This window comes from Pseudomonas sp. Hz4 (assembly GCF_054898165.1).
Window position 1 is genome coordinate 3,422,774 of the sequence record NZ_CM142719.1, and the last position, 22,204, is coordinate 3,444,977.

Sequence of the window (22,204 nt, forward strand, 5' to 3'; positions counted from 1 at the left end):
GAAAACTTACCTCGCCCAACCACGGTCTACAGAGCCGCATATTGAGTGATTTATCTCCAGAGGTTCTAAGCAGATGGCAGCAGTACTCGTCGGTCAGTTCCATGCAAGAGACGCGGAAGGCCGTGTCTATTCCGTGCATGAGTTCCAGGAATCCACCCCGTCGGCAGACGGCCTTGCTGGCTCGGTGCCTGTCACCACCTACAAACTGGCCATTGGCGATCGCGTCAAAAAGCTCGATGACAACCAGTTTTTGCTGGTGCAATCGGACGTCACCATCGTTCGCGAACCCGATACCTATGTCGGAAGTCTGCCGGAAACCACCGTCGCCTCATAACCCCGTGTTATGAGCAGAAGTCATATGCGCGCACTTGAGTTAGGATTCAGCCACTGACTCCCTCACCTGCTGAACATGGACTTCACGCATGCGTTTACGTCATATCGAAGTGATCCAGGCGCTCCTGCAGACCGGTCACCTGGGCACCGCGGCCGAATGGCTGCAGCTGCCTGCGGCCGAAGTCGAAGGCATTCTTCGCGACGCCGAGGATCAGTTGGGTTTCATGCTGTTTTCCAGCGTGCGTGGACGCCTGCAGGCCACGCGCGAGGCGCGGGAGTTGCAGGTCCAGATCGCCCACGTCTATGAAGCGCTCGAGCCGGTCCAGCGCCTGGCCACCAGTCTCAAGCAATATCAGGCTCCGCCCTTACGGATCATCTGCACACCGCCACTGGCACAGCAGTTATTGCCCCAGAGCATTGCCGCCCTGCGCCGACGTCTCCCTGACGCGCCTTGCACCCTCCTGAGTCAACCCACCCGCGAGATCGTCAGAAGCCTGCTGCTGCGCGAAAGCGATCTGGGCCTGAGCCTGCATGATCCCGATCACGCCGACATTCATTGCCAGGTGATTGCCCAAGGCAAACTTCAGCTGCTGGCACCTCACGGCTGGTTGCAACCCAAACAAAAATACATCTCGCTGCAGGACCTGGCCGGCCAATCGATGGTTGGCCTGGAGGGTCATGATCCGCTGAGTCCGGCACTGGAAAACAAACTGCATGCCCTGCGCCCTGCCCCGGTCATTCAGACCCGCGTACAGACTCACCAGATGATGCGCAGCATGGTCGAGGCCGGTGAAGGCCTGGCCATCGTCGACCCTTTCACCGCCCTCGGGGCCAAATCAGCCGGGCTGGATGCCTGTCCGCTGGCGCCTGCCGTGCCAATCAGCCTGTATGCCTTGACCCTTAAGAACGGCGAGCCTTCACCGGCGGTTCAGGCCTTACTGAGCATCATCACGGAACAAGCCGTGGCGATGCTGGCGATTTAAGCGGGGCTTCCAGCGGGTTATCGAACAATCGATACCAGAAAAGCGCCACTTCGGCGGTGTTCGGATCGATCCCGCGATAACGCAGATGATCGATCCCGCCGATCATATAACCGCTGCGCTCATAAAGCCGACAGGCACCCAAATTGTTGTTCTGGGTTTCCAGCATGATGCCCGGCAGTTTCTTTTTGCGGCTCCAGAACTGCGCCACATCCAGCAACGCTTTGGCCACGCCATGGCGCCGCGCCGGCGCATGCACCGCCAACTCGTCGATATGGGCAAAGCCGTTCCAATTGGTGCTGACCACCAAGTGACCCACCGGTTCATCATCGAGATAAGCCATGAAAATCGCGCTGTCAGCGGCATCGCGGAAGCTGCTGAACTCTTCAGGGTCGATGCCGTAGCACTTGCGATAGGGCGTGATCGGTGTCACGACCCACTGCTCAACCGGCTTGCCAACTTCGGCTGCGCCGTAGGCCGCGACTTCAAAACTGAAATCACTGCCCCAGATGTAGGCTGCAAAACCGTCGTCGGCAACGCGCACCGACAGCCCTGGATATTTAGGATTCATGAGTGGTTGCATACTGGGAAAGGTCCTCATTCCTTGATGCAATCGACGGTGTAATGCCGTCCATTGCCCTCGTCTTCGTGTTGCAAACCGTGCACATCAGCGACAAACCCCGGGAAGCTGCTATCGAACGTGCGGGCGAATGCCAGGTAATCGATGATCGAGCGTGTCGACTCGGTAAAACGCTCGCCGGGCATGATCAACGGGATCCCCGGCGGGTACGGCACCAGCATCACCGCGGCGATCCGCCCGTCCAGAGCATCGATCGACACCGCTTCAACCTCGCCACGCACCAATTGATCATAGGCGTCGGATGGCTTCATGGCGATTCCCGGCAGCACCGTGTACATGCGCTTGAGGTGCTTGGCTGTGGCATTGCTGCGGTAGCAGGCGTGCAATTGATCGCACAGATCGCGCAAACCCATGCCCCGATAGCGCGCGACATTCTCTTGCGCCACGCACGGCAGGCAATTCGCGAGGCTGACGTTGGCATCGTAGCTGCGCTTGAACTCCAGCAACTCGGTCAGCAGCGTGCTCCATTTGCCCTTGGTGATACCCATGGAGAACAGCACTAGGAATGAATACAGCCCGGTCTTTTCAACGACCAACCCACGCTCCCAAAGGAATTTGCTGACTACCGCCGCCGGAATCCCGCGCTCGCTGAGGGCGCCGCCTGCCGTCAGGCCCGGCATCACCAAAGTGACCTTGATCGGATCGAGCAGCACGTAGTCGTCGGTCACGCCGCCAAAGCCGTGCCAGTCGGCGTCGGGTTGCAGCAGCCAGTCTTGCGTGACAACACGGTTGATGCCTTCCACCGACGGCGGCTGCCAGATGGAAAACCACCAGTCGTCAGCGGCGATGTGTTGGCGCAGATTGGCCAGCGCCCGGCGAAAACTCAGCGCTTCGTCGAACATTTCCTGCAACAGCGAACGCCCGGCCGGCCCTTCCATCATGGCCGAAGCCACGTCCAGCGAAGCGATGATGCTGTACTGCGGCGAAGTGGAGATGTGCATCATGAACGCTTCATTGAAGCGATCCCGATCCAGTTGCCGCGCGCCGCCGTCCTGCACGTGAATCATCGACGCCTGGCTGAACGCCGCCAGCAGTTTGTGGGTGGAATGAGTGGTGAACACCAGCGGGCCGTCATCACTGCGGGAAGTGCCCATGCCGTAACGCCCGGCGAAGAACTCGTGAAACGCCGCGTAGGCGTACCAGGCTTCATCGAAGTGCAAGACCTCGACGCTGGTGCCCAGCTGCTGCTTGATCAGCTCAGCGTTGTAACAGAGGCCGTCGTACGTCGAATTGGTCACCACCGCCAGCTTGACCTTGGGTGCCCGGCCCTTGGTCAGCGGGCTGGCGTCGATTTTGGCCTGAATCGATTCGCGGCTGAATTCGCTCAACGGAATCGGGCCGATGATCCCCAGTTCATTGCGCTCCGGGCATAGGTACAGCGGGATGGCGCCAGTCATGATGATCGAGTGCAGCACCGACTTGTGGCAGTTGCGGTCCACCAGCACCAGGTCATCGCGAGCGACCATCGAATGCCAGACAATTTTGTTGGCGGTCGAGGTGCCATTGATCACGAAAAACGTGTGATCGGCACCAAAGTTGCGGGCAGCACGCGCCTCCGCTTCTGCCAGCGGACCGGTGTGATCGAGCAAAGAACCGAGTTCCGGCACCGACACCGACAAATCCGAACGCAGGGTATTTTCCCCGAAGAACTGGTGAAACGCCTGCCCCACGGGACTCTTGTGGTACGCCACGCCGCCGCCATGACCGGGTGTGTGCCAGGAATAATTGGAGTCGGCCGTATGCTGCACCAGCGCTTTGAAAAACGGCGGCAGCAACCCATCCAGGTATTTGCGCGCGGCTCGGGCCACTTGGCGGGCCAGGAATGGCACGGTGTCTTCGAACAGATAAAGAATGCCGCGCAGCTGATTGAGTTCAGCCATGGCGTCGGCGGGAGCGTTCTCCAGGGTCACCTGCTCACCCAGAGCGAAGATCGGCAAGTCGGGCGCACGAACCCGCGCCAGGCCGATCAGCTCGGCCATGTTGTGTAATAGATGAGAGTGTGTGCTGGCGTCTTCGGCCGCAATCAACATGCAGGAAAGACCGTGATGGGTCGAGGCGACCAGGCGCCCTTCGGTGTAATCCACCGCCGAGACAATGCTGAAGCCTTCCTGCTCCAGTTCCCGGGCGATGCCACGCACGCGGTCACCGGCGACGGTGTCGGCCTTGATGTCACGATGGACGATCAGGACCGGGAATTTCAGATCTTTATACATGGGGCTCAGTGTCCTGAGGCGGCAGACCGTGGTCCGCCAATCACCTCAGGGTAGAGGGTTCAAGCGCTTGTGGCGAGCGCGATGCCCTGATGTGGGTCAAAGGATGCACCATCATGTGGCCAGCAAATCAGGCCTGAGCCTTGGCCTCGGCCAGTTGCTGCCAGAGCGACGGGGCGCCGGCGGATTTGGCGATGGCTTCCAGGCGTGCCACGTGTTGGGCCAAGTCATCTTCGCTGGCGCGAACAATTCGCGTCGGTTGACGATCGACCGGCAGACGGCGGATTTCGGTGGCCGAGTTATCTGCCCCTTCACCGGAACCATTGCCATCGGAGGCATTACCGGCCAGGGACAGGCTGGTTTGGCCACCCGTCATGGTCAGGTAAACGTCGGCGAGGATCTCGGAGTCGAGCAAGGCGCCGTGCAGTTCACGACCGGAGTTGTCGACGCCATAACGTTTGCACAAAGCGTCGAGACTGTTGCGCTGCCCAGGGTGACGTCCCCGGGCCATCATCAGGGTGTCGAGGATCGAGCAGTGCTGCGTGATGTCCGCACGATCGTGCTGGCCCATCAAGGCGAATTCGTTGTTGATGAAGCCAACGTCGAACGCCGCGTTATGAATGATCAGCTGCGCACCCTTGATGAATTCGAAGAACTCATCGGCCACTTCAGTGAAGCGCGGCTTGCCCACCAAAAATTCGTTGGTGATGCCGTGGACGCCAATGGCGCCTTCATCACTCTCGCGGTCTGGTTGCAGGTAAACGTGGAAATGCCGGCCCGTCAGGCGCCGACCGATCAACTCGACACAACCGATTTCGACAATCCGGTGGCCGTCGGTCACCGGCATGCCGGTGGTTTCGGTATCGAGTACAACGGATCTGGTGGCCATCAGTGCTCAGCTCTCAACGGGGCAATCGTGCAAAAGCGGCGATGTTAACACGCTCGCCGGGGTCTTTCAGATACACCGTGTTGCACCCATTCGCGAGCAGGCTCGCTCCCACTGATCGTTCCCACGCTCCGCGCGGGAATGCCTCAAGGGCCGGTCAGGCCTGTTTGTAACCGCGCACTTCATCCACGCCGCGGTTGGCCAATTGGTCGGCCCGTTCATTGCCGTGGTGGCCGATGTGGCCACGCACCCATTTCCAGGTGACGTTGTGGCGATTGACCTGCTCATCGAGCAGCTTCCACAAATCAGCATTTTTAACCGGTTCTTTCGCCGCCGTTTTCCAGCCGCGCTTCTTCCAGTTGTCCATCCACTCGTTGATGCCTTTCATCACATATTGCGAATCAGTCACGAGCAGTACGTCGCATGAGCGCTTGAGTTCTTCCAGGCCGCGGATCGCGCCCATCAGCTCCATGCGGTTGTTGGTGGTGTTGGCTTCGCCTCCCCACAGTTCTTTTTCAGTGCCCTTGCACACCAGCAAAGCGCCCCAGCCGCCTGGGCCAGGATTGCCTTTACAGGCGCCGTCGGTGAAGAGTTCTACGCTATCGCTCATGCCAATCTATCCAGAAAATGCGGCGGCTCGCCGATCAGTGATCGACGATGCCCGAGGCCGGGGCGAACCCGGCCGGGAAAGTAAAAATGTATTACGGATCGAGGCGGCGACGATTGACCTTGGCCATCGGTAATGGAATCAGCTTGCCCATCGGTTCACGCCGCTCCTGACGGACGGGCCGCAGGCCCACCACGATCTTGCGCGCCACCAATAAATAGAAGCCGCCACCCGACAGTTGCCAGTCACCGGCCTTGCGCTCCCAACCGGCCAGACGAGCCTGCCAGGCGGGTGACGCAAGCGGCGGACGATAGCACCCGAAGCGGCGTTTCTCCAGCGCGAAACCCAGCAGATTGAGCCAGTCGCCGACGCGCGACGGGGAGATGCAACGAGCCTTGCGCAAGGCGTCGTGGGCGAAAACATGGCGCAAGCCCCAGCTGCTCCAGGGATTGATCCCGACGATCAGCAGATGCCCGCCGGGCCGCACGCTGCTCGCCGCTTCACGCAGCAAACCGTGGGGCGACAGGCAGAAATCCAGCCCATGCTGCAACACCACCACGTCGGCGGCATGCTCGCTCAAAGGCCACGCCTGTTCTTCGCAGACAATCTCGACCCCCGGCAACGGCGCGCCGAGCCGCACATTGCGCTGCACTTGCGGCGCCGACGGCGGTGTCTGGGCCGACGGACCGTAATGCACCAGGTAGCCACCAAAGAAGCGCCCCAGCTCGTCTTCGAGCATGCGACGTTCTTCGTCCAGCAGAAATTGCCCAATGGGGCCGGACAGCCATTCACGGGCCGCGCTGATCAATGTCAGCCACTCAGGATCAGCCTGAGCGAACGCTTTATCGGTCATTGCATTCTCCAACGCGCCAGGAAGCTCTAAGATGCACCATTGTTTTCCGCTTGGCGAATCCGACGATGATACAGATCAGTGCCCTGCCCGCCTTCACCGACAACTACATCTGGTTGTTACAAGACCACCGCACCCAGCGCTGCGCAGTGGTCGATCCGGGTGATGCCGCGCCAGTGCAGGCCTGGCTCGCAGCGCATCCGGGTTGGGTGTTGAGTGATATTTTGATCACTCACCATCATCATGACCACGTCGGCGGCGTCGAGCAGCTTAAAAAAGCGACAGACGCGAAAGTCTACGGTCCGGCGAGCGAAACCATCCCGGGCCGGGACGTGGCGCTCAAGGACAACGACCGCGTCACCGTGCTGGGCCGGGACTTCGATGTCTTTGCCGTCCCCGGTCACACCTTGGGGCATATTGCCTATTACCATCACGGCCTGCTGTTCTGCGGCGACACCCTCTTTGCCGCCGGCTGCGGGCGGCTGTTTGAAGGTACGCCGGAGCAAATGCACGCCTCGCTTACCCGCCTCGCCGCCCTGCCTGAAGATACGCTGGTCTACTGCACCCATGAGTACACCCTGAGCAACCTGAAATTTGCCGCAGCGGTCGAACCGGGCAATCGGGACACCGCCGCACGTCTGGAAAAAGTCACCGCGCAACGTGCAGCCGGAATCATCACGCTGCCCTCTACTCTGGCGCTTGAAAAGCTTACCAACCCATTTTTGCGAATCGACGAAACATCCGTTAAAGAAAAAGTGGACGAACGGAACGGAACCGATAACCCGGCTTCGAGTGCGGTTTTTGCTGCTCTTCGTGCTTGGAAAGATAAGTTCTAAGTGGCCTGGCTGATGGTACAAAAATTCTGAATGGTTGACCGCGGGGGGTACGCTTTCTAGAATCGCCCGACATTTTTGCCCGGAACTTACTTCCAGCCAATGTCGTCATCTATTCGTAAAGCCATCAGTTCAGACGCATTGACCCGCCTGGTTCAAGCCATTGCGGTGGCTGTGGCCGCCACCCTGGCGGGCTGTTCCAGCCATGTGCCGCAGACCGAAGCGACACACACACCGAACATTGCCGCGCGAGCCAAGCAGAAACCTATCTGGATCAGTGAAAAACCGACTCCGGAAATTCCACAGGATGTCTGGGAGCGTATGCGCCAAGGCTTCCAGCTGCAGGACAACGTGGGCGTCAACCCGCGCATCGAGCAACAGCGCCTGTGGTTCGCCAGCAACCCGTCCTTCCTCGAAAATGCCGGCGAACGCGGCAGCCTCTACATTCATTACATCGTCGAACGCCTTGAAGAGCGCAACATGCCGCTGGAACTGGCGCTGTTGCCGGTGATTGAAAGCGCCTACAACCCGATGGCCTATTCCCGGGCCAACGCGGTTGGCTTGTGGCAATTCATCCCCTCCACCGGGCGTTACTTCAACCTGCGTCAAACCCGTTTCTATGATGGCCGTCGCGATATCACCGCCTCGACCACCGCGGCCATGGATTACCTGACGCGCCTGCATGACATGTTCAACGGCGACTGGCTGCTGGCCCTGGCGGCCTATAACGCTGGCGAAGGCACGGTCAGCCGGGCCATCGAGCGTAACGAAAAGCTCGGCTTGCCGACCGATTACTGGAACCTGCCGCTGCCGGCCGAAACCCAGGCCTACGTGCCGAAGTTGCTGGCGTTGTCGCAAGTGGTGCTGGCGCCAGAAGCCTACGGCGTGAACCTGAACCCGATCGCCAACGAACCGTACTTCCAGGTCGTCGAAATCAACCAGCGCATGGACCTGTCCAAAGTTGCCGCGGTGGCCAACATCGACGAAGACGAACTGTTCCAGCTCAACCCGGCGTTCAAGCAGCGCACCACCATCGATGGCCCTCAGCATTTGCTGGTGCCAACCTCCAAGGCGCAACTGCTGACGGCCAGTCTCTCGACCATGCGTCCTGAGGAGCTGATCAGCAAGAAGCCACTCAAGCCAGTATTCGAAGGCGCAGACGACTCCGAAATTGCCAGCCTCAAACGCGCTTACCGCGTTAAACGCGGCGACAACCTCGGCACCATCGCCAAGGCCAACAAAGTCGATATCAAGGACCTGCAGCGCTGGAACAAACTGACCGGCAAGAACCTCAAGGTCGGCCAAACGCTAGTCATGCAGGACACCACCAAGCGCAGTTCCGGGCGCACCACCACCGTAGTGGCGGCCAACACCAAGAAGTCGCAGACCCAATACAAGGTCAAGCAAGGCGACTCGCTGTACATGGTGGCCAAGCGTTTCAACGTTGAAATGCAGCACCTCAAGCGTTGGAACCCGCGTGTCGGTCAGGCCCTCAAACCGGGCCAGATGCTGACGGTGTATTCGCCGCACTAAAACGAGCCCCTGACTTCAGGGGCTTTTTTTGTCCATTGTGGCCTGTCACCCGAGCAATTAACGGCGCGTTAAGCCCCCGTCTTTTTCCTGTCGATACAAGCTGTTACTGTACGGGCCACAAAGCCCAAGCCGCCTGGATCGGATCTCTGACTTGAAGCGTCCCCTCCTCCTGCTCCTGATCAGCCTGGCCTTGAGCTGCCCCGCAAGCGCGACGATCAGCGAAAGCCATGGTTATGCGCAGTTCGGCACGCTCAAGTACCCGGCCAGATTTACCCACTTCGACTGGGTCAACCCGCAAGCGCCCAAGGGCGGTACGTTGCGGGTGATGGCGTTTGGCACCTTCGATACGCTCAATCCCTACACCTTCAAGGGCTCAAGTCCGGTTTCCACGCCGAATTTCTCGCAATACGGCATCAATGAGCTCAACGAACCACTGATGGTCGGCACCGGGCAGTACGCGCCGTCCGGCGATGAACCGACCTCCAGCTATGGCCTGATCGCCCAATCCGTGGAGTACAGCGAGGACCGCAGCTGGGTGGTGTTCAACCTGCGCCCCGAAGCGCGTTTCCACGATGGCACGTCGATCACCGCCTATGACGTGGCGTTCTCCTACCGTCTGCTGCTCAAGGAAGGCCATCCGCAATACCGCACCACTCTTCAGGAAGTGTCGCGGGTCGACATCCTCAACCCGCAGCGCATTCGTTTCGTCTTCAAGCGTGTCGGCAATCCGTTACTGATCCTGCGCTTGGGCGAATTGCCCGTGCTGCCCCAGCATTACTGGAAAGGGCGTGACTTCAAGGCCACCACCTTCGAACCGCCACTGGGCAGTGGACCGTATCGCATCACGTCGGTAGAGCCTGGGCGCCAGATCGTTTTCCAACGCGTCAAGGATTACTGGGGCAAAGACCTGCCGGTCAATCGCGGCAAATACAACGTCGACCGCATGGAAGTCGAGTTCTACCGCGACAGCGACGTTGCCTTCGAAGCCTTCAAGGCCGGCGAATTTGACATCTATATCGAGCATCAGGCGAAGAACTGGGACAACGGTTACCACTTCCCGGCGGTACGACGCGGCGACGTCATCAAGGCGCAAATCGCACATAAAATCCCGACCCAGAGCCAGGGCCTGTTCATGAACACCCGGCGCCCGGCCCTCTCCGAGACCAAGGTCCGTGAAGCCCTGGGCCTGATGTTCGACTTCGAGTGGACCAATCGCACCCTGTTCAGCGGCGCTTACAAACGCGCCATGAGCTACTACCCCAACAGCGAGTTCTCCGCCACCGGCCTCCCGGTCGGCCATGAATGGCTGATGCTCAAGCCGTATCGCGAGCAGTTGCCCGCCAAGCTGTTCACCGAACCATTCAGCCTGCCGCAGACCCAAGGGCGCGGCATTCCCCGGGAAACCATGCGCCAGGCCCTGAGCCTGCTTGCTGAGGCCGGCTGGAAGCTGAGTGGCCAACGCGTACAGAACGCCGCCGGGCAGCCGTTGCGTCTGGAGATCCTGCTGGTCAATCCGAACCTGGAACGCATCCTTCAGCCTTACGTCGAGAACCTTGCCAGCATCGGCATCGACGCTCGGCTGCGCACCGTCGATCGCGCCCAGTACAAGCAACGCCTCGATCAGTTCGATTTTGACATGATTCTGATAACCCTCAACCAGACACTCAGTCCGGGCCTGGAACAATGGCAGTACTTCCATTCCAGCCAGGTCGGGGTCAAGGGCAGCAAAAACTACGCCGGCATCGCCCATCCGGTGGTCGACCATTTACTCGAACAATTGCTCGCCGCCCAGACCCGCGATGAACAGGTCGCCGCCGGCAAGGCCCTGGACCGGGTATTGCTATGGCAGCACTACATCATTCCCAACTGGTACCTCAATTATCACCGCCTGGCCTACCGCAACCGGTTCGCCTTCGTCACCACGCCGCCCTACACGTTGGGCCTGAGCGCGTGGTGGCTGAAATCTTCGGAGAAAGATCGATGAAACCCGTACGCGCCCTGCTCTTGCAGGCCAGCGGCCTGTTGTTCGCCGGGCTGGCCTGCGCCGCCCCGCAACATGCCCTGACCCTGTACAACGAGCCGCCGAAATACCCGGCCGACTTCAAACATTTCGATTACGTGAACCCCGATGCGCCCAAGGGCGGGGTCTTCCGTCAAGCCGGTTTCGGCGGCTTTGACAGCCTCAATCCCTTCATCAGCAAAGGGGTCGCGGCCGACGACATCAGCATGATCTACGACACCCTGGCCAAACAGGGCCTGGACGAACCGTTCACCGAATACGGTCTGGTCGCCGGCAAGATCGAAAAAGCCCCGGACAACAGCTGGGTGCGTTTCTACCTGCGCCCCGAAGCGCGCTTCCACGACGGGCATCCGATGCGCGCCGAGGACGTGGTGTTCAGCTTCCAGACCCTGATCAAGGACGGCGCGCCGCTGTACCGCGGTTACTACAGCGATGTCGAGGAAGTGGTCGCTGAAGACCCAATGACGGTGCTGTTCAAGTTCAAACACACCAACAACCGAGAGCTGCCGCTGATCCTCGGCCAGTTGCCGGTGTTGCCCAAGCATTGGTGGGCAACTCGCGATTTCAACAAGGGCAACCTGGAAATGCCGTTGGGAAGCGGCCCGTACAAGGTCAGTGAAGTGAAGGCCGGGCGTTCGGTGCGCTATGAGCGGGTCAAGGATTACTGGGGCAAGGACCTGCCGGCCAACCGCGGCTTCTACAACTTCGACGTCATGACCACCGACTACTACCGCGACAACACCGTGGCCCTGGAAGCGCTCAAGGCCGGGCAATTCGATTACTGGCTGGAAATGGCCGCGAAGAGCTGGGCGAACGCCTACAACATCCCGGCCGTCACCGAGGGCCGGCTGATCAAGGAACAGATCCCGAACAGCAACCCGACCGGCATGCAAGGCTTCGTGTTCAACCTGCGCCGCCCGGTGTTCCAGGACGTGCGCGTGCGTCAGGCCCTGACCCTGTTGCTGGACTTCGAATGGACCAACAAGCAACTGTTCAATGGCGCCTACGCGCGCACCCGCAGTTATTTCGAGAATTCGGAAATGGCTGCCTCCAGCCTGCCGGATGCCGATCAGTTGGCGATCCTTGATCCGTTCCGCGGCAAGGTTCCCGAGCAGGTGTTCAGCGAGGCGTTCCAGAACCCGATAACCGACGCCAGCGGCATGATCCGCGCCCAGCAGCGCAAGGCCTATCAACTGCTGCAAGAGGCGGGCTGGCGGATCGTCGATGACAAGATGGTCGACGCCACAGGCAGACCGGTGACTATCGAATTCCTTCTGGCCCAAACCGAATTCGAGCGGGTGCTGCTGCCGTTCAAGCGCAACCTCAGCGACCTGGGCATCGACCTGGTGATCCGCCGGGTCGACGTCTCGCAGTACATCAACCGCGTACGCTCCCGGGACTTCGACATGATCGTCGGCAGCTTCCCGCAGTCCAATTCACCGGGCAACGAACAGCGTGAATTCTGGATGTCCGCTGCCGCCGACAAACCCGGCAGCCGCAACTCCATGGGCCTGAAAGACCCAGTGGTGGACCAACTGGTCGAGCAACTGATCAACGCCGATTCGCGCAAAAGCCTGGTAGCCCACGCCCGCGCGCTGGACCGCGTGCTGCAATGGGGCTATTACGTGATCCCCAACTGGCACATCAAGACCTGGCGCGTAGCCTATTGGAACCACATCGGTCACCCGAAAATCTCACCCAAGTACGACATCGGCATTAACACCTGGTGGGTCAAGCCTGACGCGAAACCTGCGGTAGAAGTCGAAACCAAACTGCAAGCCGACCCTGCAGGCACGGAGTAATCAGATGCTGGCGTATATTTTTCGGCGACTGCTGCTGATCATCCCGACCTTGCTCGGCATTTTGCTGATCAACTTCGTGATCATCCAGGCCGCTCCCGGCGGGCCGGTGGAGCAGATGATCGCCAAGCTCGAGGGCTTCGAAGGCGCCACCAGCCGCATCGCCGGCGGCGGTGCCGAAGTCTCGGTGGCCGGCTCCGCCTATCGCGGCGCCCAGGGCCTGGACCCGATGCTGGTCAAGGAAATCGAACACATGTACGGCTTCGATAAATCGGCGCCGGAACGTTTGTGGATCATGATCAAGAACTACGCCACCCTGGATTTCGGCGACAGCTTCTTTCGCGATGCCAAGGTCATCGACCTGATCAAGGAAAAGATGCCGGTGTCGATCTCCCTAGGGCTGTGGAGCACACTGATCATGTACCTGGTGTCGATCCCGCTGGGGATCGCCAAGGCGACGCGACACGGCAGCCACTTCGATGTCTGGACCAGCTCATTGATCATCGTCGGCTACGCGATCCCGGCATTTCTGTTTGCCATCCTGCTGATCGTGGTGTTCGCCGGTGGCAGCTATTTCGACTGGTTCCCGCTCAGAGGGCTGACCTCCAACAACTTCGACGAGTTGAGCATGGGCGGCAAGATTCTCGATTACTTCTGGCACCTCGCATTGCCAGTCACGGCACTGGTGATCGGTAACTTCGCGACCATGACGCTGCTCACCAAAAACAGCTTCCTCGATGAAATCAACAAACAGTACGTGGTCACTGCCAAGGCCAAGGGCCTGACCCATCACCGCGTGCTCTACGGCCATGTGTTCCGCAACGCCATGCTGCTGGTGATCGCCGGGTTCCCGTCGGCGTTTATCGGCATCTTCTTCACCGGCTCGTTGCTGGTGGAAGTGATCTTCTCCCTCGACGGTCTCGGGCTGATGAGTTTTGAGGCCGCGATCAACCGCGATTACCCAGTGGTCTTTGGCACGCTGTTCATCTTTACCCTGCTGGGGCTGGTGGTGAAACTCATCGGCGACCTCACGTACACCTTTGTCGATCCACGCATCGACTTCGAAAGCCGGGAGCATTGAGATGAATCTCTCCCCTCTCAATCGCCGACGTTTCGAACTGTTCAAGGCCAACAAGCGTGGCTGGTGGTCGCTGTGGCTGTTTCTGCTGTTGTTCGGGCTGAGCCTCGGTGCCGAGCTGATCGCCAACGACAAACCGCTGGTGGTGCACTACGACAACGGCTGGTACTTCCCGGCGCTCAAGCGTTACCCGGAAACCACCTTCGGCGGTGAATTCCCGCTGGAAGCCAACTACAAGAGCCCGTACATCCGCGAATTGCTCAAGGCCAAAGACGCCTGGGTGCTGTGGGCGCCGATCCCCTACAGTTACCAAAGCATTAACTACGACTTGAAAGTCCCGGCTCCGGCGCCGCCCTCCACCGACAACCTGCTAGGCACTGATGATCAGGGTCGCGATGTGTTGGCCCGGGTGATTTACGGCTTCCGGATTTCGGTGTTGTTTGCGCTGACGCTGACCATTCTCAGCTCGATCATCGGCGTCATTGCTGGGGCTTTGCAGGGGTTCTACGGTGGGTGGGTGGATCTGGCTGGGCAGCGTTTTCTGGAGATCTGGTCCGGACTGCCGGTGCTGTACCTGCTGATCATCCTCGCTAGCTTCGCGCAACCGAACTTCTGGTGGCTGTTGGGGATCATGCTGCTGTTCTCGTGGATGAGCCTGGTCGACGTGGTCCGCGCCGAATTCCTGCGCGGGAGAAATCTGGAATACGTGCGCGCTGCGCGGGCGTTGGGGATGCAGAACGGTGCGATCATGTTCCGCCACATCTTGCCCAACGCCATGGTCTCGACCATGACCTTTATGCCGTTCATCCTGACCGGTGCCATCGGCACCCTGACCGCTCTCGACTTTCTGGGCTTCGGTCTGCCGCCTGGCGCGCCGTCCCTCGGTGAACTGGTGGCTCAGGGCAAGTCCAACCTGCAGGCGCCGTGGCTGGGCATGAGCGCGTTTGCGGTGCTGGCGTTGATGTTGAGTTTGCTGGTATTCATCGGCGAGTCCGCTCGCGATGCCTTCGACCCGAGGAAGTGAAATGAATCAGGACAATCTGATCGAAGTGCGCGACCTGGCCGTCGAATTCGTCGTCGGTGCTCGCGTCCAGCGGGTGGTCGAAGGCGTGAGCTTCGATATCAAGCGAGGGGAAACCCTGGCGCTGGTGGGCGAAAGTGGCTCCGGCAAATCGGTCACTGCTCACTCGATCCTGCGGTTGCTGCCGTACCCGCTCGCCCGGCATCCGTCCGGGACCATCGAGTACTCCGGGCAGAACCTGCTGAGCCTGAAAGAGAAAACCATCCGCCACATCCGTGGCAACCGGATCGCGATGATCTTTCAGGAACCGATGACCTCGCTCAATCCGCTGCACTCGATCGAGAAACAAATCAACGAGGTGTTGAGCACCCATAAGGGCCTGATCGGCAAAGTCGCGACCAAGCGCACGCTGGAGTTGCTGGAAATGGTCGGCATCCCGGAGCCCGAGAAGCGCCTCAAGGCCCTGCCTCACGAATTGTCTGGCGGCCAGCGTCAGCGAGTGATGATTGCCATGGCCCTGGCCAACGAGCCGGAACTGCTGATTGCCGACGAGCCGACCACCGCGCTGGACGTGACCGTCCAACTGAAAATCCTCGAATTGCTCAAGGAATTACAGGCCCGATTGGGCATGGCGCTGCTACTGATCAGTCACGATTTGAACCTTGTGCGAAGAATTGCGCATCGCGTATGTGTCATGCAGCGCGGTTGCATCGTCGAACAGGCATCGTGCGAAGAGTTGTTCCACGCGCCGCAGCATCCGTACACTCGGGAACTGCTGGCAGCGGAGCCCAGCGGAATGCCTGCAACCAACGTTATTGGCCCGCCATTGCTGCAAGTCGAGGACCTGAAAGTCTGGTTCCCGATCAAGAAAGGCTTTCTGAAAAAGACCGTCGACCACATCAAAGCGGTGGACGGGATCAATTTCAGCCTGCCTCAAGGCCAGACCTTGGGGATTGTGGGAGAAAGCGGTTCCGGCAAGTCGACACTGGGTTTGGCGATTTTGCGGCTGATCGGTAGCAAAGGCGCGATCCGTTTTGAAGGCAAGCAGCTAGACTGCCTGACGCAGCAACAGGTTCGGCCGCTGCGTCGGGAGATGCAGGTGGTGTTTCAAGACCCGTTCGGCAGCCTGAGCCCACGGATGTGCGTAAGCCAGATCGTCGGCGAAGGCCTGCGGATCCACAAGATGGGCACCGAGGCGGAACAGGAACAAGCGATTATTGCGGCACTCAAGGAGGTAGGTCTGGACCCGGAAACCCGGCACCGCTACCCTCACGAATTTTCCGGCGGGCAACGGCAGAGAATCGCCATTGCCCGGGCATTAGTGCTAAAACCGGCGTTGATTCTGCTGGACGAGCCGACTTCGGCCCTCGACCGGACCGTGCAACGCCAAGTGGTGGAGCTGCTGCGCTCACTGCAAACCAAGTACAACCTGACGTATCTGTTCATCAGCCATGACCTGGCTGTCGTCAAAGCGCTGAGCCACCAGCTGATGGTGGTCAAGCAAGGCCAAGTGGTCGAACAGGGAGACGCGCAAAGTATTTTTGCGGCCCCCAAACATCCGTATACACAGCAGTTGCTGGAAGCCGCTTTCCTGGTTCCAGCCACTGCGTAATAACCTGAAAAAGAGGAGCAACACATGGGTTTTCTCGCCGGTAAGCGCGTACTGATCGTCGGTGTCGCCAGCAAGCTGTCCATCGCATCCGGCATCGCTGCCGCCATGCATCGCGAGGGCGCTGAGCTTGCCTTCACTTATCAGAACGACAAACTCAAGGGTCGTGTCGAAGAGTTCGCACAAAGCTGGGGTTCCAACCCTGACCTGTGCTTCCCGTGCGACGTGGCCAGCGATGAAGAAATCGCCAAGGTCTTCGTTGAGCTGGGCAAGAAGTGGGACGGCCTGGACTGCATCGTGCACTCCGTCGGCTTCGCCCCGGGCGACCAACTGGACGGCGACTTCACCGAAGCCACCACCCGTGAAGGTTTTCGCATCGCTCACGACATCAGCGCCTACAGCTTCGTGGCCCTGGCCAAAGCTGGCCGCGAAATGATGAAAGGCCGCAACGGCAGCCTGCTGACCCTGTCGTACCTGGGCGCCGAGCGCACCATGCCGAACTACAACGTCATGGGCATGGCCAAGGCTTCCCTGGAAGCTGGCGTTCGTTACCTGGCCGGTTCCCTGGGCCCGGACGGCACCCGCGTCAACTGCGTATCGGCTGGCCCGATCCGCACCCTCGCCGCTTCCGGCATCAAGAACTTCCGCAAGATGCTGGCCGCCAACGAAGCGCAAACCCCGCTGCGTCGCAACGTCACCATCGACGAAGTCGGCAACGCCGGCGCCTTCCTGTGCTCGGACCTGGCGTCCGGCATCAGCGGCGAAATCATGTACGTGGACGGTGGTTTCAACACCACGGCCATGGGCAGTCTCGAAGAGTAATCTTCGGTCAGCCAACTAAAAAACCCGCCTCTTCAGGCGGGTTTTTTGTGCCCGAAATTCCAAGAACAATTCAAGCCCCTGTGGGAGCGGGCTTGCTCGCGAAGGCGGTGTGTCAGTCACATGGATGTTGGATGTGACGCCCTCTTCGCGAGCAAGCCCGCTCCCACAGGGGATTTGTGATTAACCATCGATTTGTGTCAGACACCGGGCAAACAGCTGCTGGATCGGCTGTGTGCGTTGGCTATAACGCTGCAACAACACGATCTCGCGATAGAAAGCCAGCTCACCCAACGGGATGATCCGGACCTTCGCCCCATGCTCAAGCCAGAGCCCCGCTTCGGGTAGCAGCGACACCCCCAATCCGCATTCGACCATTTTCACGATCGCTTCCAGTTCATCCAGCTCCAAAGCCACCCGCACATCAATCTGCTGCTCGCGCAAAAACCGCGTCACCAGGCGCCCACCGAACGAGTTGCGGTCGTAACGCACATGCGGATGGCTCGCGAGGATCTGCAACGGCTCATCGCCTTCAAGGTCGGCCGGCACAATCAGCACGAACGGCTCCCGGCGAATGACCTGCGCCGACAATTCCTTGGGCAACTCGAACGGCGGCGTGATCAGGATCGCCAGATCCACCTCACCGGTGTCCACCTGGCTCAGCAGGTTCAGCGACACGCCCGGTACCAGTTTCGGCTCCAGCAACGGCGCCTGTTGCCTCAGCCGCAGCAACGCCTGGGGCAGCAGTCCGGTTTGGGCCGTGGCCACCGCGCCAATTTTCAACTCGCCGCGATACTCGCTGACATCATCGCTGACCGCCATACGGCTGAAGGTCTCCAACATTTCCCTGGCCAGCGGCAACGCCCGCCGGCCCGCCGCATTCAGCAGCGCTTGTCGTCCGGTGCGGTCGAACAAACGAATCCCCAGGGCCTGTTCCAGATTGCGAATCTGCGCGCTGACGGCCGACTGGGTAAGGCCGATGTGCATCCCGGCTGCGGCAAAAGTACCGTAGCGCGTCACGGCAATGAAGGTTTTCAGTTCCCGCAGCATGGCCTTCTCGATTGATCGAAATAATTTGAGCTCGATGTAAAAATTATCGTCTTTTAATCAAAAAGCACAGGGCTAAACTCAGTCTAAATCCAAACAGTCGAGGCACGTGCGATGCAACTCTCCCCTTTTCACTTGGCCATCCCGGTTTACGACCTGACCGCCGCGCGGAATTTTTATGGCGGCGTTTTCGGCCTGGAAGAAGGTCGCTCAAGCGATCATTGGGTCGATTTCAATTTCTTCGGCCATCAGCTGGTCATTCACCTGGCGCCGAAAAACGCGTCTCAAGAAGCCGCGCACACCAATGCTGTCGACGGTCATGACGTGCCCGTGCCGCATTTCGGTGTGGTGTTGGGTATGGCGCAATGGGAAGCGCTGGCCGAGCGATTGAAATCGCTGGACACCCGATTCGTGATCGAACCGGGCATTCGCTTTCAGGGATTGGTGGGTGAGCAAGCGACGATGTTTCTCTTCGATCCGTGCGGCAACGCGCTTGAGTTCAAGGCATTCAAAGATGTGGGCCAGTTGTTTGCCAAGTGAACGCATCGGCCTGCGCCAACAACTCCTCAATCGAGCCGGGAAGTTGAGCGTTGCACTCGATTTGCCCGATGCTGAAGCGGATGTCATAACCGCGATGCAACGTGGCATTGCGCTCTTCGAGTATTTCTTCGAGTCGCGCCTTGATGGCGGGTATCTCCACAACGCTTGAGCCGGTCAACAACGCGACGAATTTGTCGTTACCCAGTCGGCCGATCACATCGCTCTCGCGAAAGGCAATTCGCAGCACATCAGCGAAGGTTTTCAGGGCTTTGTCACCCTTGTCTCGACCATAGAGATAGTTGATGTATTTGAAGTCATCAATATTGAAGAGCAGTAGCGTCGCCGGCTTTTCCAGCTGCTGGCAGGCATCCAGCCCTTGTTGGGCCAGCGCTGTAAAACCGTGTCGATTGGAGAGCAGCGTCAGTTCGTCCATGCTCGCCATCTGCACGCCCATCAGCTCCTCCTCGGCCTTGCGGGCCAGGTCACGCAGCAGTTCGCGCTTCTGCAGTGGTGTGCGCAACGGGTCAGCGCACGCGCCTGGTTTTACCGGTTTGCCTGGGATCAGCATTACTCACTCCATTGGTGGGTATATTTCTTAGAGTCGTCCATACCCTGTTTGACTCCCTGTTAACTGACCGCCGGTCAACTACCCAGTATCGGACACGGCCCTCCAGCTTCTGCCCAGCGCTTGAACTGGGTGACGAAAATCTCGTGCGGCACCGATACCGGCGCCCTTCCCTGACCCGGATTCCAGCCCCAAAGCACCAGTTTGTCGTCGCTGACGTGCTTGATCAGCGCGGCGAAATCGCGGTCGCCGTTGCTGGAGCGATCCTTGATCATTGCGCACAACTTATCGGCCGGCAGACCGATCCAGGCCATTTTGTGCGCAGCGGGCGGCAGGCTCCAGTGCGGTGCTCCCGGTGGGGTGTTAGCGCCATAACTGGCCGGCGAATTACTGTCGGCGTGGCAAGTAGCGCAGGGCAAACCCGCCGCACCCTTGCCGTCCATGCCCCGCACGACGTTCATTGCGTGGGGAATCCCGGCGTCGAATTGCAGTGGCGAATCGCCGGGAATATGGCAGTTCTGGCAACGCGGGCTCTGAAAGACCTTTTGCACCGTATCGAACGCCTTGATGGCTTCCTTATCGTCAGCGAACAGGTCCTCGGCGTAACCGATCAGGCCGATCAACACCACCGCACCAAGAATCAGATGTCGTTTCATCTCACACCCCCGACAGTTGCAGCGGCAGTTCGCGCAAGCGCTGCCCGGTCAGGGCGAACACCGCGTTGGCCACTGCCGGCGCCGTGGGCGGCACACCGGCCTCGCCGATGCCGCCGGGTTTGTCGCTGCTGGGCACGATATGCACTTCGACCACCGGCATTTCGTTCAGCCGCAGCACCTGATAGTCGTGGTAATTGGACTGCACCACTTGCCCGTTCTTGAAGGTCAGTTTGCTGTGCAAGGTAAATCCGAGGCCAAACGTGATGGCCGACTCCATTTGCGCCGCAATGCTCATCGGGTTGACCGCAATGCCACAGTCCACCGCGCACACCACCCGATGCACGCGGATCGCCAGGTTGTCCTCGGACACCTCAGCCACCTGGGCAACGTAACTGCCGAAGGACTCATGCACCGCGACACCCAACGCATGGCCGTCCGGCAGCGACGCCTTCCAATCGGCTTTCTCGACGGCCAGGTTCAGCACGCCAAGATGCCGTGGATGGTCCTTGAGCAAGGTTCGCCGGTATTCGACCGGATCCTTGCCAGCCGCCTCCGCCAGTTCGTCGATCAGCGATTCCATCACGAACGCGGTGTGGGTGTGCCCTACCGAACGTAGCCAGAGCACGCTGATGCCGGTTTGCGGAGAATGCAGTTCAACCTGGTGATTCGCCAACCCCTCAAGGTAAGGACTGTCGGCGACCCCTTCGACAGAGGTCTTGTCGATGCCATTCTTGACCATGGTCGCCTCGAATGACGTACCCGCCATGATCGACTGCCCGACCATGACATGCTTCCAGGCGATCGGCATACCGCCAGCATCAAGGCCAATGCGTGCCTGATGGAGGAACGCCGAGCGGTAGTACCCGCCGCGGATGTCGTCCTCCCGCGACCAGACAGTTTTCACCGGCTCGCCCGCTGCCTTGGCGACTTCCACGGCTTCAGCAACAAAGTCCGAAGTTGGATTGGCCCGGCGACCGAAACCGCCACCCAGAAACTCGGTATGAATCTCCACCTGCTCGGGTTTGAGTCCGGTGATTTTTCCCGCGATCATTTGATCCAGCGTCTGGAACTGGGTGCCAGTCCAGATTTCGCATTTGTCCTGGGTGATTTTCACCGTGCAATTGAGCGGCTCCATCGGCGCGTGGGCCAGGTACGGCACGCTGTACTCGACATCGATGGTCTTCGCTGCTTTACCCAGGCTGGCCGCGACATCACCGGCCTGACTGGCAGACATGCCAGGGGTGGCGGCGAGTTTGCGGAAGCTTTCCAGTAGCTTCTCACTGTCGAGTCCGGTGTTCGGCCCCAGATTCCAATCGATCTTCAACGCATCGCGCCCCAACTTCGCCGCCCAGTAATGATCGGCAATCACCGCCACGCCAGTGGGCACCTGCACGACTTTGTGCACGCCCGGTATCGTCAGCGCTTCGGCGCCTTCGAAGGATCTGACGCTGCCACCGAACACCGGTGAACGCGCGACCATGGCGGTCATCAGCCCGTCGAACTGCACGTCCATGCCGAACTTGGCGCGGCCGGTGATTTTCTCCGGCGTGTCCAGGCGCTTGGTCGGTTTGCCGATGAGTTTCCAGTCCTTGGACTCCTTGAGCTTGATCGACGCCGGATCCGGCACCGGTAGCTTGCCGGCGTCATCGGCCAGTTCACCGTAGGTGGCGCGTTTGTCGCCAGCGATGACCACACCCGATTCGGTGCGAATCTCGGAAGGTGCGACATTGAAGCGTTTAGCGGCTGCGTCGATCAACATCAAACGCGCGGCTGCACCGGCCTGACGGTAGCGGTCGAACTCCATCCAGGTCGAGGTCGAACCGCCGGTGATCTGCATCCCGCCAAATCCGGCCAGGCCATAGTCGGCTGCCGAGGCCGGTGAATGTTCGACACGGATCTTCGACCAGTCGGCATCCAGTTCTTCGGCGATCAGCATGGTCAGGCCGGTCCAGATGCCTTGGCCCATTTCCGAATGACCGAGCAGTACGGTGACGCTGTTGTCGTTGCCGATCCGTAAAAACGCATTGGGCGCGAAAACATTGCCTTGGTTCTCGGCGCCGATGGCAAAGCGATGGGCACCGGGGATGACAAATGCCACCACCAGACCACCGCCCAGCAACGCGCTGCCCTTGAGAAAACCACGGCGCGACAGAGGATTGAGGCTGTTCATTGCTCAGA

The 22,204-nt window shown here is 59.8% G+C and carries 20 protein-coding genes; 11 read left to right on the top strand and 9 right to left on the bottom strand.

Annotation, left to right across the window (positions count from 1 at the left end):
- Window positions 1-73: 73 nt before the first annotated feature.
- Complete coding sequence (locus ACYZTR_RS15570; RefSeq protein WP_449644615.1) at window positions 74-334, top strand: hypothetical protein; 261 nt, start codon at window positions 74-76, stop codon at window positions 332-334.
- An 88-nt stretch (window positions 335-422) separates the two neighbouring features.
- Window positions 423-1,316 (top strand): LysR family transcriptional regulator, encoded by an 894-nt coding sequence (locus ACYZTR_RS15575; protein WP_461972229.1) that lies wholly within the window; start codon window positions 423-425, stop codon window positions 1,314-1,316.
- On the opposite strand, the gene ACYZTR_RS15580 is transcribed toward ACYZTR_RS15575, so the two are convergent.
- From ACYZTR_RS15580 to ACYZTR_RS15600, 5 genes are all read right to left on the bottom strand, one after another.
- A complete protein-coding gene (locus ACYZTR_RS15580; RefSeq protein WP_461972231.1) occupies window positions 1,282-1,896 on the bottom strand; it encodes a GNAT family N-acetyltransferase in 615 nt (204 codons plus the stop codon). The genes ACYZTR_RS15575 and ACYZTR_RS15580 overlap by 35 nt on opposite strands.
- A 14-nt stretch (window positions 1,897-1,910) precedes the next feature.
- A complete protein-coding gene (locus tag ACYZTR_RS15585) occupies window positions 1,911-4,166 on the bottom strand; it encodes an Orn/Lys/Arg family decarboxylase (protein WP_461972233.1) in 2,256 nt (751 codons plus the stop codon).
- Window positions 4,167-4,293: 127 nt separating this feature from the next.
- Complete coding sequence (gene dnaQ / locus ACYZTR_RS15590; protein WP_461972235.1) at window positions 4,294-5,052, bottom strand: DNA polymerase III subunit epsilon; 759 nt, start codon at window positions 5,050-5,052, stop codon at window positions 4,294-4,296.
- Window positions 5,053-5,206: 154 nt separating this feature from the next.
- A complete protein-coding gene (gene rnhA / locus ACYZTR_RS15595; protein WP_461972237.1) occupies window positions 5,207-5,659 on the bottom strand; it encodes a ribonuclease HI in 453 nt (150 codons plus the stop codon).
- Between the two features lie 91 nt (window positions 5,660-5,750).
- Complete coding sequence (locus ACYZTR_RS15600) at window positions 5,751-6,509, bottom strand: methyltransferase domain-containing protein (RefSeq protein WP_282380240.1); 759 nt, start codon at window positions 6,507-6,509, stop codon at window positions 5,751-5,753.
- A 65-nt stretch (window positions 6,510-6,574) separates the two neighbouring features.
- Here ACYZTR_RS15600 and gloB point away from each other — a divergent pair, with 65 nt between their 5' ends.
- The 8 genes from gloB to fabI all read left to right on the top strand — a co-directional run bounded on the left by gloB (window position 6,575) and on the right by fabI (window position 17,221).
- Window positions 6,575-7,342, top strand: a complete 768-nt coding sequence (gene gloB, locus ACYZTR_RS15605; protein ID WP_461972239.1) for a hydroxyacylglutathione hydrolase — start codon at window positions 6,575-6,577, stop codon at window positions 7,340-7,342.
- A 99-nt stretch (window positions 7,343-7,441) separates the two neighbouring features.
- Entirely contained in the window at window positions 7,442-8,872 is a 1,431-nt protein-coding gene (locus ACYZTR_RS15610) for a transglycosylase SLT domain-containing protein (RefSeq protein WP_461972240.1), read from the top strand.
- Window positions 8,873-9,023: 151 nt separating this feature from the next.
- Window positions 9,024-10,856 carry an extracellular solute-binding protein gene (locus ACYZTR_RS15615; protein ID WP_461972242.1) on the top strand — a complete coding sequence of 611 codons (1,833 nt, stop codon included), beginning with the start codon at window positions 9,024-9,026 and terminating at the stop codon, window positions 10,854-10,856.
- Window positions 10,853-12,694 carry an extracellular solute-binding protein gene (locus ACYZTR_RS15620; protein ID WP_461972244.1) on the top strand — a complete coding sequence of 614 codons (1,842 nt, stop codon included), beginning with the start codon at window positions 10,853-10,855 and terminating at the stop codon, window positions 12,692-12,694. Before ACYZTR_RS15615 ends, ACYZTR_RS15620 begins: the two co-directional genes overlap by 4 nt.
- Window positions 12,695-12,698: 4 nt before the next feature.
- On the top strand, window positions 12,699-13,772 hold the full coding sequence (locus ACYZTR_RS15625) for a microcin C ABC transporter permease YejB (RefSeq protein WP_282380248.1): 1,074 nt from the start codon (window positions 12,699-12,701) through the stop codon (window positions 13,770-13,772).
- Window position 13,773: 1 nt separating this feature from the next.
- The gene (locus ACYZTR_RS15630; protein ID WP_461972246.1) at window positions 13,774-14,793 is read left to right on the top strand and encodes an ABC transporter permease; all 1,020 of its coding nucleotides are present in this window, start codon (window positions 13,774-13,776) and stop codon (window positions 14,791-14,793) included.
- Between the two features lies 1 nt (window position 14,794).
- The gene (locus tag ACYZTR_RS15635) at window positions 14,795-16,402 is read left to right on the top strand and encodes an ABC transporter ATP-binding protein (RefSeq protein WP_461972248.1); all 1,608 of its coding nucleotides are present in this window, start codon (window positions 14,795-14,797) and stop codon (window positions 16,400-16,402) included.
- Window positions 16,403-16,426: 24 nt separating this feature from the next.
- Window positions 16,427-17,221: an enoyl-ACP reductase FabI gene (gene fabI, locus ACYZTR_RS15640; RefSeq protein WP_008152082.1), complete on the top strand. Its 795-nt coding sequence runs from the start codon at window positions 16,427-16,429 to the stop codon at window positions 17,219-17,221.
- Between the two features lie 180 nt (window positions 17,222-17,401).
- Here the strand turns inward: fabI and ACYZTR_RS15645 are convergent, their stop codons facing one another.
- Window positions 17,402-18,268, bottom strand: coding sequence for a LysR family transcriptional regulator (locus tag ACYZTR_RS15645; RefSeq protein ID WP_461972250.1), 867 nt, complete (start codon window positions 18,266-18,268; stop codon window positions 17,402-17,404).
- A gap of 111 nt (window positions 18,269-18,379) precedes the next feature.
- Between ACYZTR_RS15645 and ACYZTR_RS15650 the strand changes: the two genes are divergently transcribed.
- The gene (locus tag ACYZTR_RS15650) at window positions 18,380-18,805 is read left to right on the top strand and encodes a VOC family protein (RefSeq protein WP_461972252.1); all 426 of its coding nucleotides are present in this window, start codon (window positions 18,380-18,382) and stop codon (window positions 18,803-18,805) included.
- Here ACYZTR_RS15650 and ACYZTR_RS15655 read toward each other — a convergent pair.
- From ACYZTR_RS15655 to ACYZTR_RS15665, 3 genes are all read right to left on the bottom strand, one after another.
- The gene (locus ACYZTR_RS15655) at window positions 18,774-19,373 is read right to left on the bottom strand and encodes a GGDEF domain-containing protein (RefSeq protein WP_461972254.1); all 600 of its coding nucleotides are present in this window, start codon (window positions 19,371-19,373) and stop codon (window positions 18,774-18,776) included. The genes ACYZTR_RS15650 and ACYZTR_RS15655 overlap by 32 nt on opposite strands.
- Window positions 19,374-19,447: 74 nt before the next feature.
- Window positions 19,448-20,026, bottom strand: coding sequence for a hypothetical protein (locus ACYZTR_RS15660; RefSeq protein WP_461972256.1), 579 nt, complete (start codon window positions 20,024-20,026; stop codon window positions 19,448-19,450).
- A 1-nt stretch (window position 20,027) separates the two neighbouring features.
- Window positions 20,028-22,196, bottom strand: a complete 2,169-nt coding sequence (locus tag ACYZTR_RS15665; protein WP_461972258.1) for a xanthine dehydrogenase family protein molybdopterin-binding subunit — start codon at window positions 22,194-22,196, stop codon at window positions 20,028-20,030.
- Window positions 22,197-22,204 lie beyond the last annotated feature (8 nt).

Excerpts from the sequence above, each read along its gene's own strand:
- ACYZTR_RS15650 (WP_461972252.1), top strand. The coding sequence starts at position 18,380 with ATGCAACTCTCCCCTTTTCACTTGGCCATCCCGGTTTACGACCTGACC.
- ACYZTR_RS15585 (WP_461972233.1), bottom strand. The coding sequence starts at position 4,166 with ATGTATAAAGATCTGAAATTCCCGGTCCTGATCGTCCATCGTGACATC.
- ACYZTR_RS15580 (WP_461972231.1), bottom strand. The coding sequence starts at position 1,896 with ATGCAACCACTCATGAATCCTAAATATCCAGGGCTGTCGGTGCGCGTT.
- ACYZTR_RS15630 (WP_461972246.1), top strand. The coding sequence starts at position 13,774 with ATGAATCTCTCCCCTCTCAATCGCCGACGTTTCGAACTGTTCAAGGCC.
- ACYZTR_RS15655 (WP_461972254.1), bottom strand. The coding sequence starts at position 19,373 with ATGCTGATCCCAGGCAAACCGGTAAAACCAGGCGCGTGCGCTGACCCG.
- ACYZTR_RS15660 (WP_461972256.1), bottom strand. The coding sequence starts at position 20,026 with ATGAAACGACATCTGATTCTTGGTGCGGTGGTGTTGATCGGCCTGATC.
- fabI (WP_008152082.1), top strand. The coding sequence starts at position 16,427 with ATGGGTTTTCTCGCCGGTAAGCGCGTACTGATCGTCGGTGTCGCCAGC.
- rnhA (WP_461972237.1), bottom strand. The coding sequence starts at position 5,659 with ATGAGCGATAGCGTAGAACTCTTCACCGACGGCGCCTGTAAAGGCAAT.
- dnaQ (WP_461972235.1), bottom strand. The coding sequence starts at position 5,052 with ATGGCCACCAGATCCGTTGTACTCGATACCGAAACCACCGGCATGCCG.
- ACYZTR_RS15645 (WP_461972250.1), bottom strand. The coding sequence starts at position 18,268 with ATGCTGCGGGAACTGAAAACCTTCATTGCCGTGACGCGCTACGGTACT.
- ACYZTR_RS15610 (WP_461972240.1), top strand. The coding sequence starts at position 7,442 with ATGTCGTCATCTATTCGTAAAGCCATCAGTTCAGACGCATTGACCCGC.
- ACYZTR_RS15570 (WP_449644615.1), top strand. The coding sequence starts at position 74 with ATGGCAGCAGTACTCGTCGGTCAGTTCCATGCAAGAGACGCGGAAGGC.
- ACYZTR_RS15625 (WP_282380248.1), top strand. The coding sequence starts at position 12,699 with ATGCTGGCGTATATTTTTCGGCGACTGCTGCTGATCATCCCGACCTTG.
- ACYZTR_RS15620 (WP_461972244.1), top strand. The coding sequence starts at position 10,853 with ATGAAACCCGTACGCGCCCTGCTCTTGCAGGCCAGCGGCCTGTTGTTC.
- ACYZTR_RS15575 (WP_461972229.1), top strand. The coding sequence starts at position 423 with ATGCGTTTACGTCATATCGAAGTGATCCAGGCGCTCCTGCAGACCGGT.
- ACYZTR_RS15665 (WP_461972258.1), bottom strand. The coding sequence starts at position 22,196 with ATGAACAGCCTCAATCCTCTGTCGCGCCGTGGTTTTCTCAAGGGCAGC.
- gloB (WP_461972239.1), top strand. The coding sequence starts at position 6,575 with ATGATACAGATCAGTGCCCTGCCCGCCTTCACCGACAACTACATCTGG.
- ACYZTR_RS15635 (WP_461972248.1), top strand. The coding sequence starts at position 14,795 with ATGAATCAGGACAATCTGATCGAAGTGCGCGACCTGGCCGTCGAATTC.
- ACYZTR_RS15600 (WP_282380240.1), bottom strand. The coding sequence starts at position 6,509 with ATGACCGATAAAGCGTTCGCTCAGGCTGATCCTGAGTGGCTGACATTG.